The sequence below is a fragment of the Terrisphaera buseokensis genome (genome assembly GCF_047521145.2).
Lineage (GTDB): Bacteria > Verrucomicrobiota > Verrucomicrobiia > Opitutales > Opitutaceae > ER46.
In genome coordinates, this window is record NZ_CM134186.1 from 4,084,892 (window position 1) to 4,101,088 (window position 16,197).

The 16,197-nt window shown below is 65.7% G+C and carries 16 protein-coding genes; 7 read left to right on the plus strand and 9 right to left on the minus strand.

What is annotated here, in order from left to right:
* Positions 1-41: 41 nt before the first annotated feature.
* The 3 genes from ACLJEU_RS15225 to ACLJEU_RS15235 form a co-directional block, all read right to left on the minus strand.
* Positions 42-1,337, minus strand: coding sequence for a glycosyltransferase (locus ACLJEU_RS15225; protein ID WP_414661589.1), 1,296 nt, complete (start codon positions 1,335-1,337; stop codon positions 42-44).
* Complete coding sequence (locus ACLJEU_RS15230; protein ID WP_414661588.1) at positions 1,334-3,604, minus strand: glycoside hydrolase family 15 protein; 2,271 nt, start codon at positions 3,602-3,604, stop codon at positions 1,334-1,336. Before ACLJEU_RS15230 ends, ACLJEU_RS15225 begins: the two co-directional genes overlap by 4 nt.
* Positions 3,605-3,727: 123 nt before the next feature.
* A complete protein-coding gene (locus ACLJEU_RS15235) occupies positions 3,728-4,333 on the minus strand; it encodes a DUF4142 domain-containing protein (RefSeq protein WP_414661587.1) in 606 nt (201 codons plus the stop codon).
* A gap of 262 nt (positions 4,334-4,595) precedes the next feature.
* Between ACLJEU_RS15235 and ACLJEU_RS15240 the strand changes: the two genes are divergently transcribed.
* From ACLJEU_RS15240 to ACLJEU_RS15250, 3 genes are all read left to right on the plus strand, one after another.
* Positions 4,596-4,751, plus strand: a complete 156-nt coding sequence (locus ACLJEU_RS15240) for a lmo0937 family membrane protein (RefSeq protein ID WP_414661586.1) — start codon at positions 4,596-4,598, stop codon at positions 4,749-4,751.
* A 75-nt stretch (positions 4,752-4,826) separates the two neighbouring features.
* Entirely contained in the window at positions 4,827-5,030 is a 204-nt protein-coding gene (locus ACLJEU_RS15245) for a DUF3185 family protein (RefSeq protein WP_414661585.1), read from the plus strand.
* Positions 5,031-5,046: 16 nt separating this feature from the next.
* The gene (locus ACLJEU_RS15250; protein ID WP_414661584.1) at positions 5,047-5,877 is read left to right on the plus strand and encodes a transglutaminase-like domain-containing protein; all 831 of its coding nucleotides are present in this window, start codon (positions 5,047-5,049) and stop codon (positions 5,875-5,877) included.
* Between the two features lie 149 nt (positions 5,878-6,026).
* On the opposite strand, the gene ACLJEU_RS15255 is transcribed toward ACLJEU_RS15250, so the two are convergent.
* Genes ACLJEU_RS15255 through ACLJEU_RS15265 form a run of 3 tightly spaced genes read right to left on the minus strand, consistent with a single transcriptional unit; the run spans position 6,027 to position 9,970 of the window.
* Positions 6,027-6,695: a response regulator gene (locus tag ACLJEU_RS15255; protein ID WP_414661583.1), complete on the minus strand. Its 669-nt coding sequence runs from the start codon at positions 6,693-6,695 to the stop codon at positions 6,027-6,029.
* 18 nt (positions 6,696-6,713) lie between these two features.
* On the minus strand, positions 6,714-8,588 hold the full coding sequence (locus tag ACLJEU_RS15260) for a sensor histidine kinase (protein WP_414661582.1): 1,875 nt from the start codon (positions 8,586-8,588) through the stop codon (positions 6,714-6,716).
* A complete protein-coding gene (locus ACLJEU_RS15265; protein ID WP_414661581.1) occupies positions 8,585-9,970 on the minus strand; it encodes a sigma-54-dependent transcriptional regulator in 1,386 nt (461 codons plus the stop codon). Before ACLJEU_RS15265 ends, ACLJEU_RS15260 begins: the two co-directional genes overlap by 4 nt.
* Positions 9,971-10,065: 95 nt before the next feature.
* On the opposite strand from ACLJEU_RS15265, the gene ACLJEU_RS15270 reads away from it, so the two are divergent.
* Together ACLJEU_RS15270 and ACLJEU_RS15275 are read left to right on the plus strand one after the other, a co-directional pair.
* On the plus strand, positions 10,066-10,203 hold the full coding sequence (locus tag ACLJEU_RS15270) for a hypothetical protein (protein ID WP_414661580.1): 138 nt from the start codon (positions 10,066-10,068) through the stop codon (positions 10,201-10,203).
* A gap of 108 nt (positions 10,204-10,311) precedes the next feature.
* A complete protein-coding gene (locus ACLJEU_RS15275; protein ID WP_414661579.1) occupies positions 10,312-10,491 on the plus strand; it encodes a DUF1328 domain-containing protein in 180 nt (59 codons plus the stop codon).
* Positions 10,492-10,622: 131 nt separating this feature from the next.
* On the opposite strand, the gene ACLJEU_RS15280 is transcribed toward ACLJEU_RS15275, so the two are convergent.
* Both ACLJEU_RS15280 and ACLJEU_RS15285 read right to left on the minus strand, forming a co-directional pair.
* Positions 10,623-12,488: an AI-2E family transporter gene (locus ACLJEU_RS15280; protein WP_414661578.1), complete on the minus strand. Its 1,866-nt coding sequence runs from the start codon at positions 12,486-12,488 to the stop codon at positions 10,623-10,625.
* Between the two features lie 66 nt (positions 12,489-12,554).
* Positions 12,555-13,358, minus strand: a complete 804-nt coding sequence (locus ACLJEU_RS15285) for an RNA polymerase sigma factor (RefSeq protein ID WP_414661577.1) — start codon at positions 13,356-13,358, stop codon at positions 12,555-12,557.
* 317 nt (positions 13,359-13,675) lie between these two features.
* Between ACLJEU_RS15285 and ACLJEU_RS15290 the strand changes: the two genes are divergently transcribed.
* Both ACLJEU_RS15290 and ACLJEU_RS15295 read left to right on the plus strand, forming a co-directional pair.
* Entirely contained in the window at positions 13,676-14,281 is a 606-nt protein-coding gene (locus tag ACLJEU_RS15290) for a hypothetical protein (RefSeq protein ID WP_414661576.1), read from the plus strand.
* Between the two features lie 12 nt (positions 14,282-14,293).
* A complete protein-coding gene (locus tag ACLJEU_RS15295) occupies positions 14,294-14,890 on the plus strand; it encodes a PepSY-associated TM helix domain-containing protein (protein ID WP_414661575.1) in 597 nt (198 codons plus the stop codon).
* Positions 14,891-14,939: 49 nt separating this feature from the next.
* Here ACLJEU_RS15295 and ACLJEU_RS15300 read toward each other — a convergent pair whose 3' ends face one another.
* Entirely contained in the window at positions 14,940-15,911 is a 972-nt protein-coding gene (locus ACLJEU_RS15300; protein WP_414661574.1) for a sugar phosphate isomerase/epimerase family protein, read from the minus strand.
* Positions 15,912-16,197 lie beyond the last annotated feature (286 nt).

Here is a 16,197-nt window from a genome sequence, read left to right on the forward strand (position 1 = left end):
TTCGTCGCACCGCTCTGGCAGCGCGCGGAGGTCAGCGGTCGTCAGGCTCCCGACGCCTTCTTCTCGTCGTCACCAAACACCGCGGCCGCGACGGTTTGCGTGCGCGTGGAGAGAAGATCCCACTCGAGCCCGAGGCGCTGCACGAGCGCGGTCCAGGGATTGAGATGATGCAGGAGTCGACGCGCGCGGGTGGCTTTCCGCATCTCGTCGTAGAATTCGAGCGCCCGGCGCGCCGACTCCTCGCGGGAGAAGAGCTTCGACGTCGCTTGCGCGGCCGCGGCCAGCTTGTGCCGCGTCGCCGGCACTGCACATCGTTCCAGCGCAGCGGCGAAGTCGGCGGCGGACGCGCTCGCCGGCAGCAGAAAGCCATTTTCGCCATCCTTCACGACCTCGCGCACGCCGGAGGCATTCAACGCCACCACCGGCATGCCGGCCGCCATCGCCTCCGCGACGACCATGCCCTGCGTCTCCGACTTCGAGGCGAAGGCAAACACGTTCATTGCCCGATACGCCTCGCGCAGGGTCTTGCCCGTCCGTTTGCCCGCGAGCAGCAGCCGGTCACTCACACCGTGGGCCGCAAACGTGGCCGTCAGGGCTTCACGCCCGGGACCGTCGCCCACGACGAGGAAACGCGCCGCCGGATCTTGCTTCAGGAAAAGCGCCACACTCTCCGCCAGAAATTCGAGATTCTTTTCGGGTGCGAGACGCCCCACGTGACCGATCACCAGCGCGTCCTCCGGCACTTTCATCCGCTGGCGGAAACGCGCCCCATCGGCCGAGGCAAACGCCGCCACGTCGATCCCGGTGGGAATCACTTTCACCGGCGTCGTGACGCCCCGCTTCTTGATCACGCGCGCGATGCTCTCGCTCGGAGCGATCACGCCGTCGCAGAGGTTCGCGAAGTGCGTCGGCACCTGCACCGCAATTTCCTTCATCGCCTCCGCAAAGGGCACGTAGTGCGTGTAGTTTTCATAGCGGGTGTGATGCGTGAACACGATCGGTACGTTCTTGTTCATCGCGATCCGCAGCGCCGTGTCCCCCAGTAGAAACGGATGGTGCGCGTGAATGATGTCCGCCTGGAAGGCATCGAGCCGCTGCGACAGGGCCGCGGCGAGCGGCAGGCGGACCGAGAACTCGCTTCCATTGAAGTGACGCAGCGATGGGACGCGTTCCACCATCGCCTCCGCTTTTGCCGCGAGCGGCTTGCCGTCAAACTCCGGCGCAACCACCAGCACCTCGTGCCCCATCTTGACGTATTCCTCCGCGAAGGTGCTCACGGAACGCGCCACCCCGCCGACGTGCGGCAGGTAGGTATTGGTCATCATGCAGATTTTCATAGCGATTCCGTCAGGGTGAACTCCTCCCGCGCCGCGACGGCGACACGCTCCTGTCCCAAGAAACCGGGTACGCGGCACTCCAGCCGCGGGCGTCCTCCGCGCCATTCGCCCTGCACCCTCAGCCGCAGGCCGTCAGGGCCCGACTCGACCGTTACAGTCACCGCGCCAAACGGAGTGAGCGTCGGGCCGAGGGCGGCGCCCTGGGTCCGCCACCAGTCGGGCCGGAGGCCGGAGCCAATGACCAGACGGTCGCCCTCCTCGCGCACGAAACAATTTCGCAGCATCATCGCCCACTCGCACGCCGCCCACACATGCTGGCCGTCACCCATGCAGCCGCCGCCGGTCTTCGGATGAATCGCCTCCGGCCACTGTCCGGTCGGCGACGCCAGTCGCGCCACCGTATCCATCAACGCCCACGCCGCGTCGGGGTCGCCCGCCCGCAACCGCACCTGCGCCAGATGCAGCGTGAGGTACGGGTTGATCCCCGAGTGGATCATATTCTGGAAGAAGCCTCCGGCGTGGCTGCTGTGATCGCGCAGGTAGTCCGCCGTTTTGATCACGCGGGCATCGCCGGCCGCGAAGAGTTGCAGCGGATAGTCGGCAACGAGCGAACCCACCGCTCCGGAATCCATGCGCCGGTTGGGCGACGCGGGAATCGCACCCGGAAATCGCCGCTGTGCGCCGCGCGGGAACGACTGCTCGATGGTCCGCAGGAATTCGGTCGCGGCCCGTGAACACGTTTGCGCCAGCGCAGGATCGCTTGCCTGCAACAGCCGCGCCGCGCCGTGCAGTCCGGCCACGCCCCAGAAATCATCCCAGTAATAAAAATCATTCGGCCCGAGGTGCTCGGCACTGAAGCCCGCGGGCAGCAAACCCGCCTCGGGGCAACCGCTATCGGCCGGCAGGCGCTTGCGCATGATCCAGCGCGCACCCTTGGCGATGGCGTTGAGCCAGTCCGTTGGGAGCGCTTCGCCGGTGAGGGCGGCAAACCGCTCGTACATCCAGATCGCCTCGCCATTGGAATCCCACTCGCCCTCCTGCGACAGAAAGTAACCGTCCCGTCGCTGCCGCGGCGCGAAGTGCCGCAGCGTGCGTCGCGTACGCTCGACGCCGCCGAGTGACAGCAGCACGTTCAGAATGAAGACCGCGTCGCGAAACCAGAATCGTTTGTACGTGAACGGTCCCGGATACACTTCATCGGGCGAGTGCAGCACGAGCGTCGACAGCGCGGCGTCATAAAGCCGCTGCATGCGCTCGTCCGCGATCTGCAAGGTCGCCAGCGGCGCCATGGCCTGCTCCCACGTGCTCGTCACCTCGATCGCCGGCGCTTTCTTCGGCGTCAGCTCATCGTAGATCGCCGCGCGGAATTCAACCGGCCGGCCCGCCAGCGCGCGCAGATCGAAGAGCGCCACCGCGGTCGACATGCCGATCGGATCCGTCACCGCGGTTCGATCGTCCGGCGCCTGCGCCACGCGATGGGACACGTCGCCTTCCTTGTAGACGGAGAAGTACGACCGGTCCGGCCGGCGATCAAACACCACACGATTGCGCTCGTTGATCCACCAGCCGCCGCCGTCCTTGGTCATGGCGACCTGGTTGATGAAGCTGACGCCCTCGGGGTTGTAGGGCCGCAGCGCCACGGCGAGAAACCCCGCGGTCAGACCCTCAACGTGCGCCGAGATGCAGCACTGCGGTTCGAGATTCAAGCGGCACAGGCGAACGTCCGTCGAGAGCACGACGTTTTTTTCCCACTGCGCCCGGGATCGCACGCGCAGGTCGGTGGTGAGTTCCAGCGTTTGCGTGAACGCCTCGGGCCTGCAGCGCGAAGGCAGCAGGAGTGCACCCGTTTCCGTCACGACCCAGAAGTCCAGCGACCAGCCGTCAAACAGCGGCGTGACGAGCCCCCGCGGATCCACGATCGGATAGTACGCGAAGTCGGGAATGCCGACCGCGGTCCAGTTGCGGTGCGTGAGATTGATGTGACTGAACGAGAAGGCACGCGGGATGAAGGAATCGTCTGCGGGATTGAACTGACGCTCGACCCAGTACGGCCACACCCAGTCGAGATTGTTCTGAATCGCCTTCGTGTTGATGAGCCCGCGCGCATGAAACAGCATTCCCGCGCGCAACAGTTCGAGCGGCTCGGCGAACTCGGACGGTTCGGCGAACCCGCGGATGCGCGCCACGAGACTGACCGGATCGAGGAAGCCGTACGCGCGCGCCGCGCGGGTGATGAAAAATCGGGAAAGCCAGGAGTTGAGAAACATGCCGGAAGCCGAAGCTTTCCCTATGGTCCGATCCGGGCCGGAAAGGTGCCGCTCTGCCCGCAATTGTCAGTGGCTTCCCGGCCCACACCGTCCTGGAAGCAATCGAACCGCGGCGAACTCGCTTCAATCCAATGTGCGCTTCAGCTCGGTGATCGTCGTGCGATGCGCGCGCAACACCGGCAGCTGCGATGCGGCCAGTTCACGCACATCGGGATCCCTGGCCTCGGACGCGGCCTGCTCGAAGACCACGAGGATCGCTTCACTCGCCTGCGCCACGGCGCGGAGAAACTCGCGATCGGGATTCATCCCGGACTTCTCGGCGACGGCCGGTGCCGGCTCGGTCCGTGGCGCCTCGATCGCGACGCCACCTTTGCGCCGGTTCAGAGCGTCGACGGTCTCACCCAACCGCCGGTAATCCGTGAGCAACTGGCGCGAGAGACTGCGCAGGTCGGAATTCTCGGTGCGACTCGCGCCCCACTCCGCCAGGCGCACCTGCTCCCGGCTGGCTTGCGCCGCTCTCAGCAGGAAGGCCCTTTCCGTCGGACGCAGCATGTCGCCCGCCACCGGCTCCGCGACGAAGCCGGTGGTGAGGCTGCGGGCGGTCACGGAGCGAAACCGCCACGACGACGCCGCAACGGCATCGACGGCGACGAACAGCATCAATGCTCCGAGCAGGGCCAGGTTCGCCGCACGACAGGGAAACGGGCAAAGGTCAGCGTGTGATTTCATGAGGTGAGGCGGGTGCTGCCGCTGCGACCATGGACCCCTCGTCTGCGCCATGGTTACGCGGCAGCAGGCGGAAACGCCGCAGCGGATCGACGCGACTCGCATTCTGCGACTGAACCGGTGAACCATCCTGCAATCTGCCCGACGATGGAAACGTGCCGGCGTGGCCTCTTTCCCCCAACGCGTTCGCCTGCAACGGCGCGAAGTCGCCGGACGGAGGTGGCATCGGGATTGCAGAGGTCTTCTTCGTCCACTTCTCCCCGACATGCTCGAAACCATTGCCATCATCCTCGTCCTGCTGTGGCTCGCGGGCATCGTGTCGGCCTACACGCTCAACGGCTACCTACACCTGCTGCTCGTTGCCGCGTTCGTCCTGATCATCCTCCGGCTCTTTTTCCGCGGGAAGGACCCGCTGAAATAAACCCGCCGGCTGCGTCCGCAGCCGCGCGCCTTTCTCCACTTTGCACCCGTTCCGCGTATCAACCCTATCATCACCATGTCCAAGATTCCCTCCCTCGCATTCCTCATCGTCGGCGTCGTTCTCCTGATCTTCGGGATCAACGCCTCGGACTCCGTCTCGTCGTCCGTGACTGAAGCCGTGACCGGCGCGCCGGCCAACAAGACCATCTGGCTCATCGCGCTGGGCATCATCGGCATCATCGCCGGTGGCGCCGGCCTGGTGATGCGCCGTCGGTCTTAAACCCGACCTCGCCGCCATGTACATCCGCTGTGGTTACGACCTGGCTTACGAGCTGCCGGCCACCACGGCGGTCGTGCTGCTGCTTCACCTCCGGCCGGAACTGACCGATCGGTTGGTGACGCCCGAGCGTTTTCGACTCACGCCGAACGTGCCGTTCGAGCATTTCATCGACGCATTCGGCAATCGCGCCACCCGGCTCACGGCTCCGCCCGGGATGCTCGAGGTGTCGTGCGACTGCGTGATCGAGGACGATGGCCGTCCCGCCGCAGTCGACTGGGACGCCGACGAGCATCCCGTCGGCGCGTTGCCTCCGGAGGTCATGCCGTACCTGCTGGCCAGCCGGTACTGTGAAGTCGATTTGCTCGGTCCGGTGGCGTGGTCGATCGCGAGCGCCATTCCCGGCGTCCGCGGCTGGGGTCGCGTTCAGGCCGTGTGTGACTGGGTGCACCAGACGCTGCGCTTTGACTACCGGCTGGCCCGCCCGACGCGCACGGCGGCGGAGGCGTGCAACGAGCGCACCGGCGTGTGCCGCGATTTCACGCATCTCGCGATCACGCTCTGCCGCTGCCTGAACATTCCGGCCCGCTATGCGACCGGTTATCTCGGGGATATCGGCGTGCCGCGCGATCCAGCCGCGATGGATTTCAGCGCCTGGATGGAGGTTTATCTCGGCGGACGCTGGCACACGTTCGATGTCCGGCACAACGCGCGCCGGATCGGACACCTGGTCATGGCGCGTGGCCGCGACGCGGCGGACGTCGCCTTCACCACGAGCTTCGGGCCCCACGCGCTCCGGCGCTTCGCCGTGACCACGGAGGAAGTGAGCCAGGCGTACCGCGCCGCCTGAACGTGATCGCGTTCGTCGCGCGACTCATGGTTCCGAGTTCCAGCCCATCGTGACCCACGGGCCGTTCTTTCCCCCGTAAACGTGGTTCCCCGGTCAGTCGTATCATTCGCGGAATTCCGCGACGAAACTCCCGCCGGCTGGCTTGGTTCTCAGTCCAGTCGGCGGGCCAGTTCGCTCCAGATTTCGGTGCCGTATCGATGCCAGTCGGTGCTCCACGCCACGCGTTTGAACGCGGACGAGGCGGCGACCGGATCACCCGCCAGCTGGCTCACGAGACCGATCACGAGGTGGCCTGAGTCCGAGCGTTCGGTCTCGGGCCAGCCCTGCAACTCCTGCAACGCCTCCGCCCACGCACAACGCTGACACCGGCAGAGGGCGCGATGCATCCAGCCCGCGGGATCAGCTGCGTCATGCTGACGCCGATACAGGCGATGCACGCGCCGCCTGAGTTCGTCAGGAACCAGCGGCTTCGCCTGAAAATCCCAGATGCCGAGTTGCAGTGCGGCGAGTGCGATCGCTCCATCGGCCTGCGCGCTCGCCAGCAGAATCGGCGGCCGGACCGCCTTGTCGAGCGCCGCGGCCAGCGCGAGCCCGTCGAGATCAGGCATGGCGTAATCAAGCACGATGACGTCGTACGCTTCGCCGCCGCGCGTGAGTCGTTCCAGCGCGGAACGCGACGAGCCCTCTCCCACTGCGTTCCAACCGTCGGCCCGCAGCGTCAGCACGCAGGTCCGCCGGATCGAAGCGTCATCCTCGACCACCAACACGCGCCGCACCACGGACTCCGGGTTCTCAGCGTTGCGGGAGGGTTCAGCCATGAGATGCGAGCGCTGGGTTTAGACGGTGCGAACGGCCTCCAGGGGAAGCGCCGCCACGGGTGTCCGCGAACCAGGCACGGCGACGCGGAGGTCGAGATGGAATTCGACTTCATTGCCCTCGGTGTGGACTCCGACTCGCCCGTGGTGCAGTGCCGCAATCTCGCGGCAGATGGTGAGACCGAGACCGGTGCCTTCGGTGCCGGTGCCCGCCCGCCGGTAGAAAGGGTCGAAAATCCGCGTTTGATCCACCTCCGACAAGGGAGTCGGCGTCTGATTCACCACGCTCAGGCGCACAAAGCCGTCGGCCCGGGCTTCGGCGCGCATCGTAACGGGCGTGCGGGGTGTCCGATACTTGGCGGCGTTGGAAAGAAAATTCCCCAGCAGGCGCCCGACATGAATCGCGTCGGCATACACCAGTGGCAGCGTGTCCGGGGCCGGTTCGATTTTCAACGGCGCCTCGCTGCCGCGCAGGTAGCTGCCGTGCATCGCCTCCGCCTGCGCGATCAGTTCAGCGGGCGCGGTGGGCGTCAGTTTGATTTCCACGCGACCGCCTTCAAACCGGGCCAGTTCCAGCAGGGCCTGCAGCACCGTGAGGAGTCGCTCGCAGTCGTCGCGGCCCGCGCTCACCAATTCGCGCTGATCATTGGTCAGCGGCCCGATTCGCTCCTCCATCAGAAGATGCAATGCCATCCGAATCGACGTTACCGGCGTCTTCACTTCGTGGCCCAGCGTGGCGATGGCCTTGGTCTTGGCCTGATCGAATTGCCGCAATCGCGTCACGTCCACAAGCAGCACGGCCCAGCCGGACGTGGAGCCCGGGACGTCGGCCATCCGGAAAACCTGCGGCAGAAACGTGGGCACCGGGCCCGACGTCGCGTCACCGATCGGAATCTCCACCGCCCGGCGGAGATCGTCGCCGATCAACTCGGTGCCGAGAGCGGCGGCATCGTCGACGCACTTTCGCACGACGGCCGGGAGTCGGCCGGAAATATTCAGCGCCGCGGACAGCGCCTTCGCGCGGGGATTCTTGAGGCGTACATTATAGGACTCGTCGACGATGTAGATGGGATACGGCAGCGCCTCGAGAATCGCGCGGCTGATGCGGCTGGCCTCGACGGAACGCAAATCCGTCTCGGCAATATATGCGCGCAGCTCGCTGGCCATCTGATTGAAGGTCACCGCAATTTGCGTGAGCTCCTCGCCGCCCTCGAGCGGCTCGATGGCGTCGAACTTTCGCATGCCCACCTGCTGGATCGCATCCCGCAGCCGCCGCAGCGGCTGGAAGATTCCCTGCGTGAGTCGCACCGACGTGTAGACGTAGATGCCCACGGAAAACACCGCGATGCCGATGGCCACCCAGCCGAACATCTTTCCGCGCGCCACCGCGGCATCCCGGCGTTCGAAGAGGGCCTTCTCGTTCACCTGGGCAATCTCCTGCGCCCGATCGGAGATGTCGGCGGTCCCGCGGGCGAGCGCCTCCCACAACTGATCGCGGCGCTCCGTCTCGGCCGGATTGAGTGCAAACAGCACGGCGTAGTTGGCGAGGTAGTCCTTGAGCAGGACCTGCAGACGGTTGAAGCGTTCGAGCTCCTGGGGATCGGAAGCGTCACCGCGCACGAGCGCGAGCTGCTCGCGAATGACGGCACTCTCGTTTTCAAAAACACCGAGTCCTGCCGGCACCTGCTTGAGCGCGGCACTGCTCAGGTAACGCGCGTTGATCCGCGTCATTGCCGACCGCATTTCCCGCACCGCGCGAATCTTGTCGTAGTTCTGCGCGATCAGGCGATCGAGATCGCTGGTCAGTCCTCGCGTCACCCAGACGCAATAGCCGCTCAGCACGAGCAGCAGCAGCAGCATGATCGTGAGTCCGCTGACGAAGCTCCACCGCCTCATGTTCCGGCCTCCGTGGGCACCGCCTCCGCCGCACCGGGGGCCGCAGCCTCGGCCGACCAGCGTTTGCGGCGGCGATACAGCGTGGCGCTGTCGATGCCGAGCACCGCCGCGGCATCCTCGAGGCGGACGGTCCGCGCGATCACCCGGCGCACGTGTTCGCGTTCCAGCGCCTCGAGCGAGACGAGGGCGCCGAGCTCGACCGAAGGCTCCACGCTCGTGCCCAGCTCGGCGGGCAGGTCGCCCAGCTCAATTTCACTGCCGCGCGCCAGAATCACCGCGCGCTCGATCACGTTGCGCAGTTCGCGCAGATTGCCCGGCCACGGATGTGCCCGCAGCGCAGCCCACGCCGCCGGACTGAACGTCTGGACCGGCCGCCCGGCATCCTCCGCAAAATACTGCAGGTAACTTTTCGCCAGCCGCGCCAGGTCCGTGGGTCGCTCGCGCAAGGCCGGGACGGTGACCGTGATGACGTTGAGCCGGTAGAAGAGATCCTCGCGAAAAGTCCCGGCCTTGACCGCCGCGGCGAGATCGCGGTTCGTCGCGGCAATCACGCGGACGTCGGCATGACGCGTCTTCGTGTCACCGACGCGTTCATACGCGCGCTCCTGCAGCAGACGCAGCAGCTTCGGCTGGAGTTCGGCCGGGAGTTCGCCGATCTCGTCGAGAAACAGCGTGCCGCCCCGCGCCGCCTCGACCTTGCCCCACTTGTCCTTGATCGCGCCGGTGAACGCACCCTGGACGTGGCCGAAGAGTTCACTCTCGAGTAACTCGCGGGAAAGACTCGGGCAGTTCACCGTCACGAACGGTCCGTCCGCCGCCGCGCTGAGCCCGTGCACATGACGGGCCAGCTGACTCTTGCCGGTGCCGTTCTCGCCGAGGAAAAGGACCGTGGCCCGCGTGTTCGCGGCGCGCTCCACGACATCGACGATGGTCTTCATCGCGATGTCCTCGGAACTGAAATCCGGCCGGGGCCCCGTGCGCGCCACCTGGTCGGCGAGACCCTCGGCGCGTTGCTTGAGCCGCTGGATCCGCTCGACGCGCGAGAGGACGGTGCGGAGCTGTTCCGGCGTAAACGGTTTCTCCAGATAATCGATCGCGCCACGGCGCATCGCCTCCACCGCGGTATCGATGCTGGCCTGGGCCGTGCAGATCACGACGGACAGACCGGGAGAAATTTTCTGCAGCTTCGCGAGATACTCGAGTCCGTCCGCCTCCCCTTCGAGGTGCAGATCGAGCACCACCAGATCGAAGCGCTCCTCCTGCAGCTTCAGCTGAGCAACGCGACCGGTATCGGCGGTGTCAGCCTCGTGGCCTTCGCCGCGAACGGCCTGGGAAATGGCGAGACGGACGGTTCGATGATCATCAACGACAAGTATGCGCATGCGACAGAGTCCACCCAGTGGAAGTTTGGAAATCCCACAGTACGCGGGCCCAAGCCGAGGTTCCCGGCCCCCGGCACTTTCTGCAATCTCTCCGCGTGCAAATCTGCGTCAGCGGAAACGAAGCGATCCTGCGCATTGTCCAAATTGACCGCGTTTCAGGTTGCAGTTCGCCCGATGCCGTCGAGCGCGAGTTTCGCGGCATTTTCGGCAACCTGCTCGCCCTCACGGCGTAAGCAGAATCAGCGATCTGCTGGCACGCGGCAGGCGTGAAGCAGTCCATCGGGTCAGCGGTCGCTGACGTCCGCAAAGCATCACACCACACCGTCATCAACGTCACTCCCATGCTCTATTACACCCTCGTTTTTCTCGTCATCGCCCTCGTGGCCGGCGTGCTCGGCTTCACCGGCATCGCCGGTGCGTCCGCTTCGATCGCGCAGACGCTGTTCTATGTATTCCTCGTGCTGCTCGTGGTCTCGCTGATCGTCGGCGCGATTCGCGGCAGCGGCCGGCCGAAGCTCTGAGCGACGGGCACGCCCGCGTCTGACTCAGTCTCTCCCACCCAGCGCGGCGTAAACGCCGCGCTTTTTTGTGCCTGGCCCACAGCCGAATCCAGTCGCGCTCCCGCGGCCACTACCAGGACGTCGCAGCAAAGCTAGACGGTGCTGACTTCGGCAGCCGGCATGAGCACCTGTGGCGGCGCCGTACGCGCCGGACTCAAGCGCTCCAAGAAGGTTACGGCGTCCGTCAGGGAGGTCACGACCTCCGGTGCCTGCGGCATCGCCAGTCGCTCCTTGAGCTCCTCCCGTTTGGCCAGTCGGGTCCACACGCCCACGACGACGGTCAAGTCCGGATGCCGGGCCGAAATCCGCCGGCACATCTGGCGGGCTCCCACGAGCGCCGACGGCGGCAACGCAGAAATGAACGCAACCTTCACCTTCTGCTGCGTGATGCACGCAGAGGCGTTCTCCACTTCCCCGCCCAGGCCAAACACCGCGGTGGCAATTCGCCTCCGCCGAAGCAGGTGTCCGAGCATCAGCGCTACCAGTTCATCCGCCGCATCGCGCGCCGGCAGACCGACAATCACCGGGGCCGCGGGGAGTTCCACCATCGGGGCGGGAGCGCCCGCCGCTTTGTCGGCCTTTGCTGCGGTCAGCTCATCGCGGCGCTCGAGTTCCTCGATCAGATCCCGGCCCGCCTGAAAGATAAACGCCTCGCGTGACTCCGTGAGCGCACCGCTGTGACGATCTTCCTCCGCAAGAATCAGTGCGGGCGAAAGCACCTCCTCGTAGAACTGCTCGAGCGAGTGTTCCTCGATGTACTTGGTCGCCAGGTCCACCATGTCCTCCGACTCCATCGAGAGCATGCGTTGGTACATTTGGGCGGGGGGCTCGAGCACGGGCTCGCTCCCCAGCAGCACGCTCAGCCCGCCCAAGCCTGGAACGTACTTGCCCATGACGAGCAGGCACACCGTGAGGGGCGTGGAGAGCACCAATCCTCCGATTCCCCACAGCCAAGTCCAGAATACCGCGGCGACGAGCAGCGCGATGTTCGAAATGCCCGTCGACGCGCCGTAGAGCACGACCTCGATCACGTTATTGCTCACGAGCTCCATCACCATGAAGAGGCCCAACGTGTACATGAACTTCGTCCAGCCCGGATCGATCACGATGGCGAGCACGACCGGAAACGCGGCCGCAATCCATGGTCCAACGTACGGAATAAACCGCAGGATGGTTGCGATCACGCCCCAGAGGAGCGCATTGGGCACGCCGATGAAATAGAGCCCGAGCCCCACCGGAATCCCATACGTGGCATTGACGATGAGCTGCATCCAGAGATACCGGGATACGCGCTCCGATGCATCGTCCACCGCCTGCGTCGCCACGTTTATGTGGCCAGAGCTGATCAGCTTGATGAAACGGTCGCGAAGGTCCTCGCGTTGAAACAGCATGGCCACGACAAAAACGAGGACGATACCCACTGTGCCAAGGGGCGAAAGCACCGGCATCAGGATGTCACGCGCGAGAGCAAGGGGCGACGCGTTGGCCGTCCGGACCTCCACCGGAACTGGTTTCGGGTCGGCTGGCGGATCGCCGGCGACAACCGGCACCTCCGCGTTCGGTGCGGTGATCTGTTTACCCAGCTTGTCGATCATCGAACCCAGTTCCACCAGGGCGACGGGGGCATGCGGGGCCTTGAGCGCCGCGATCTTTGCCTGGAGATTCTGCTCGTAGCTCGGCAACTCCTTGCCGAGCCGGATGGCTTGGTCGGCAATCAGCCAGCCGACACCCACCGTCAGCGCCAGTGCCAGGCTAACGGTGACGAGAATCGCCAGCGCCTTGTGGAGGCCCCAGCGCGTCAGCCGGACTACGCTCGGGCCCAGCAGGAAAACCAGCAGCACCGCAAACGTGATGGGCAGCAGCACCTCACGGCCCAGCCGCAGGATGACCACCACCATGAGAAAGGTGGCGAGGCGAAAGAACCACGCGAAGGGCTCACTTTGAAGAGAACGTTGCAATGTCGTGCGGGCACTGACCGCGCTGGAGTGCGAAGGTACCACGCAATCGGGATGCGAAACGAACGATCACGCGGGTGTCAGTTCGAACCGGCCGGCCGGACGTGTCGGCTCAAACCAATCGGACGGCATCGCATCCGTGGCAAACTCGGGGCACGCCTCGGCGAGCAACTTCCGCAGGCACGTCCGCGCCCGGGCGATCCGGCTTTTCACGGTGCCCACCGAAATCCCCAGCGCCGCACCGATCTGCTGGTACGACTGGTTGAGGACGGCGCGGAGCGTCAGGATTTCACGATGCGATTCGCCAAGCTTTTCCATGCAGGCGGACACCAGCGAGGAGAACTCGCCCGTGACGACTTCCCGGGCCGGCGACGGCGCGTCGGACGCGAACATCTCGGACCACGTGGCGCCCGTCGTGTCATTCAACGCGCAGTCGAACGAGAGCGTGGTGTGGCGCTGGCGGCGGAAGAAGTACCAGTAACGATTACGCGCGAGATTGATCGCGATGCGATGCAGCCAGGTCGCGAGCGACGAGTCGCCGCGGAAGCGGACGAGACTACGATAGGCGCGGACAAACGTGTCCTGCGCGATTTCCTCGGCGTCGGCGCGGTTGCGGAGAAACGCGAGCGCCACGAGAAAAATCCGTTCGCGGTAACGCGAGATGATCTCGTCGAACGCCGCAGCGTCGCCGGCGTTGAAACGGCGCACGAGCTCGGCGTCGTATATCGCTTCGCGGGCGGAGTTGCGCGTGGCCGTGGACGCCGCGGGGGTCGTGGCCTGCCTGCTCGTGACGTCACCGGCGGCGTCGGCCGGAGCGGTAGAGAGGTCGGCGGAGGATTCGGAGGACTGAACCGATACGTGGCTGAGTTGCATGCCACTCCCATAACTAGGTTCGTGCCACGACCACCGCCCCGGGCATCAAGCAGCTCGCCGACAACGGCTTGACCTGTACACGAAGCTCGTTGCGTCAGGTGCCGCGGCTCCCGTCATGTTGCAATCTGTCCTCCGCGTTTTGGACAGAACGTGCAAATTGCAGTGCGGAGATGATCCGCGGACCCGAAAAGCCCCCATAGGCCGGCGGCGAAACAATATCCCGCTCGTCTTTGGCGGCCGCGGCCGTTGGCTCGAAGCCAGAACCGACGCGGGGACGGCCCCGATGCCCCGCTCCCTGATCGATCGTTCCCGCCCCCATGAACGTCACTCCTTCCAAATTGATCCGCCGGACGCACATGTACCTGGCGCTGTTCGTCACGCCGTGGATGATCATCTACGCGCTGAGCGGCCTGGTGCTGAACCATGGCGCGTGGGTCCGCGGACTCTACGGGGCAAAATTCAACGCGTTTGAGCAGGTGGCGGACCGGCCTTACGCGACGGTGTTTTCGAGCGACGCGGATCCGCGCCAGATCGGCGGCCAGATTCTCGAGGAGCTCGGCCTGGCCGGCACCTTCAACGTCCAGGGCACCGCCACCTCTCTGCGACTGGTCGTCAACCGCAACGCCGCCTTCTCCGCGCATCGCGTGACCTACTTTCGCGCCGAAAACCGGCTGCTCGTCGAAAAGCAGTCGTTTGTGACGCCCGTGTTCCTGAACCGGCTCCACTTCCGCCACGGTTACGAACAGCCCTTCCTCGCCGCGCGCCTGTGGGCGGTCACGGTCGATCTCGCCGTCGTCGCGATGCTGTTCTGGGCCGTATCGGGAATCTGGATGTGGTGGGAAATCAAGCCGGCGCGGGCGTGGGGCGCAGCCTGCGCCGCGGCGGGTTTCTCCCTTTTCGGCGTGTTGTTCGCCAACCTCTGAGCACGACGCGTCATGAAATCAGTGAACCTGCTCCTACGTCGCGCCCATCTTTACCTCGGCCTGCTGCTGCTGCCGTGGATGCTCATCTACGCAATCTCGACCGTCTTCTTCAACCACGGCGAACACTTCCGCCAGACGCGGCCCGCCGACCAGCCATGGACGCCCCTCTGGGAGAAAGACTACGCCGTGGAACTGCCGAGCGGGCCGGACGCCGTGCGCGAAACGGCGCGTCGCATCCTCAACGAGCAAGGGCTCGCGGGCGCGTTCGGCGCGCAGCGTCAGGGCTCGCGTCTCACCATCAATCTCCAGAACTTCCGGCAGCCCATGCGCGTCGTCTTCGACGGCGAACAGAAGAAGCTGCGCGCCGAAAAGCGCCCGACCACCGGCGTCGAGATCGTCATGCGCCTGCACCAGCGGGTCGGCTATGGTCAGGCGGGCGGCCTCACCTTCGTGTGGGCGTTCATTGTCGACCTCTTCTGCGTCAGCACCCTCGTGTGGATCGCCACGGGCGTTTACCTGTGGTGGAAGCTCTCCGCGACCCGCGCCTGGGGCTTTCTCGCCCTGGGCGGCGGCGTCGCCAGTATCCTGATACTCGTGGGCACGCTCTGACGCATTGGCGCGCAGGCCCGCCGCATGACCGCCCGGAGCGGCGCGACGGTCAAAGCGCCGCCACCAGCCGCTCGAGATGAGCGCGCGCGCGATTCAGCTCCGCGGTCACGGCGGGAATGGACTGATGCAGCGGCGAACCGCGCGGCGTCGGGTGCATGAAGACGGACGTCCAGCCGTTGAAGCGGTGGCGCTTCAGCGCCGCGAGCATCGGGGCGAAATCGAGCGGACCCACGCCCGGCAGCTGCTGCTTCTGCGCGGCGGGCGGCAGGTTGCCGCTGCCGTCCCCGTACTGCCAAGCGTAGTAATAAAAGAGCCGATCGCCGAGATCGCCGACGAGCCGGCCGAGCAGGGCGGCATCCTGCGGGAGATGGAACGGCGCAAACGCCACGCCGACGTGTGACGCGGAAATCGCGTCGGCCAGCATCGGGAGCGAGTCGGGCGTTTCGAGCAGGCTATTGAGATGGTTTTCAATCGCGAGCTTCACGCCCTGCTCGCCGGCGAGATCGAACGCCGGTTTCAGCCGCTCGACCTGCGCGCGAATGGCGCGGCGAAGATCGTCACCGCGAAGATCGTTCGCCCCCGGGCCGCCACCGCCAAAGCCCGCGACCACCATGTTGCCGCCGAAAGCCTTCATCGCCTTCAGGTGCGGTCCCGCCTTCAGGAAGCCCGGATCCATGCAGGTGTAGGTGCTCACGCCCACGCGGTGCCGCGCCAGCAAGGCGGCAAACGCGTCGTGGCCCATCGCATCGATCTGCTCGCGCTGATTGCCCCAGCGTCCCGCCCACACGTCGAGTCCTTCGCACCCGGCCCGCTGCACTTCCGGCAGGATGTCGGCGATCGGCAGCGTGCCATACTGATTCGTCGACAAGACATACCGGAGCTTGAACGGGCTGGAAACAGCCGGCGCAGACGCGGCACGCAGGCAGGAGGAGCGACCTGCGCCCGCGAGCACTGCCGTGCCGACGGAGAGTTGGAGAAAGCGACGGCGGGGCAAAGCACGGTGAACCGAGCGGGTTTTCATGGGAAAGCGGGCGGCGGAGGCGAGCGCGGGACGTCACGCCCAGGGCGTTTTCAGGCTGGTACACTCGGACCGGCAGTGGCAACCGAATCGTCCGGGACACCGGCGTTCGCCGCTCGCAAAAAAAACCACCGCACACTTGCCATTCCCTCCTCGGTGGCTGAAGTGATCGTTCGTGTGCCTGCCGGGCCCCCCTTGTCGGGCAGTTGCACGCTTCATCCTGCCACCGCGTTCCCCGTCGTTTGCCTCCGGCCGCCAGGTTGCCGGCGGGATCAAGCCTCGGACGAAT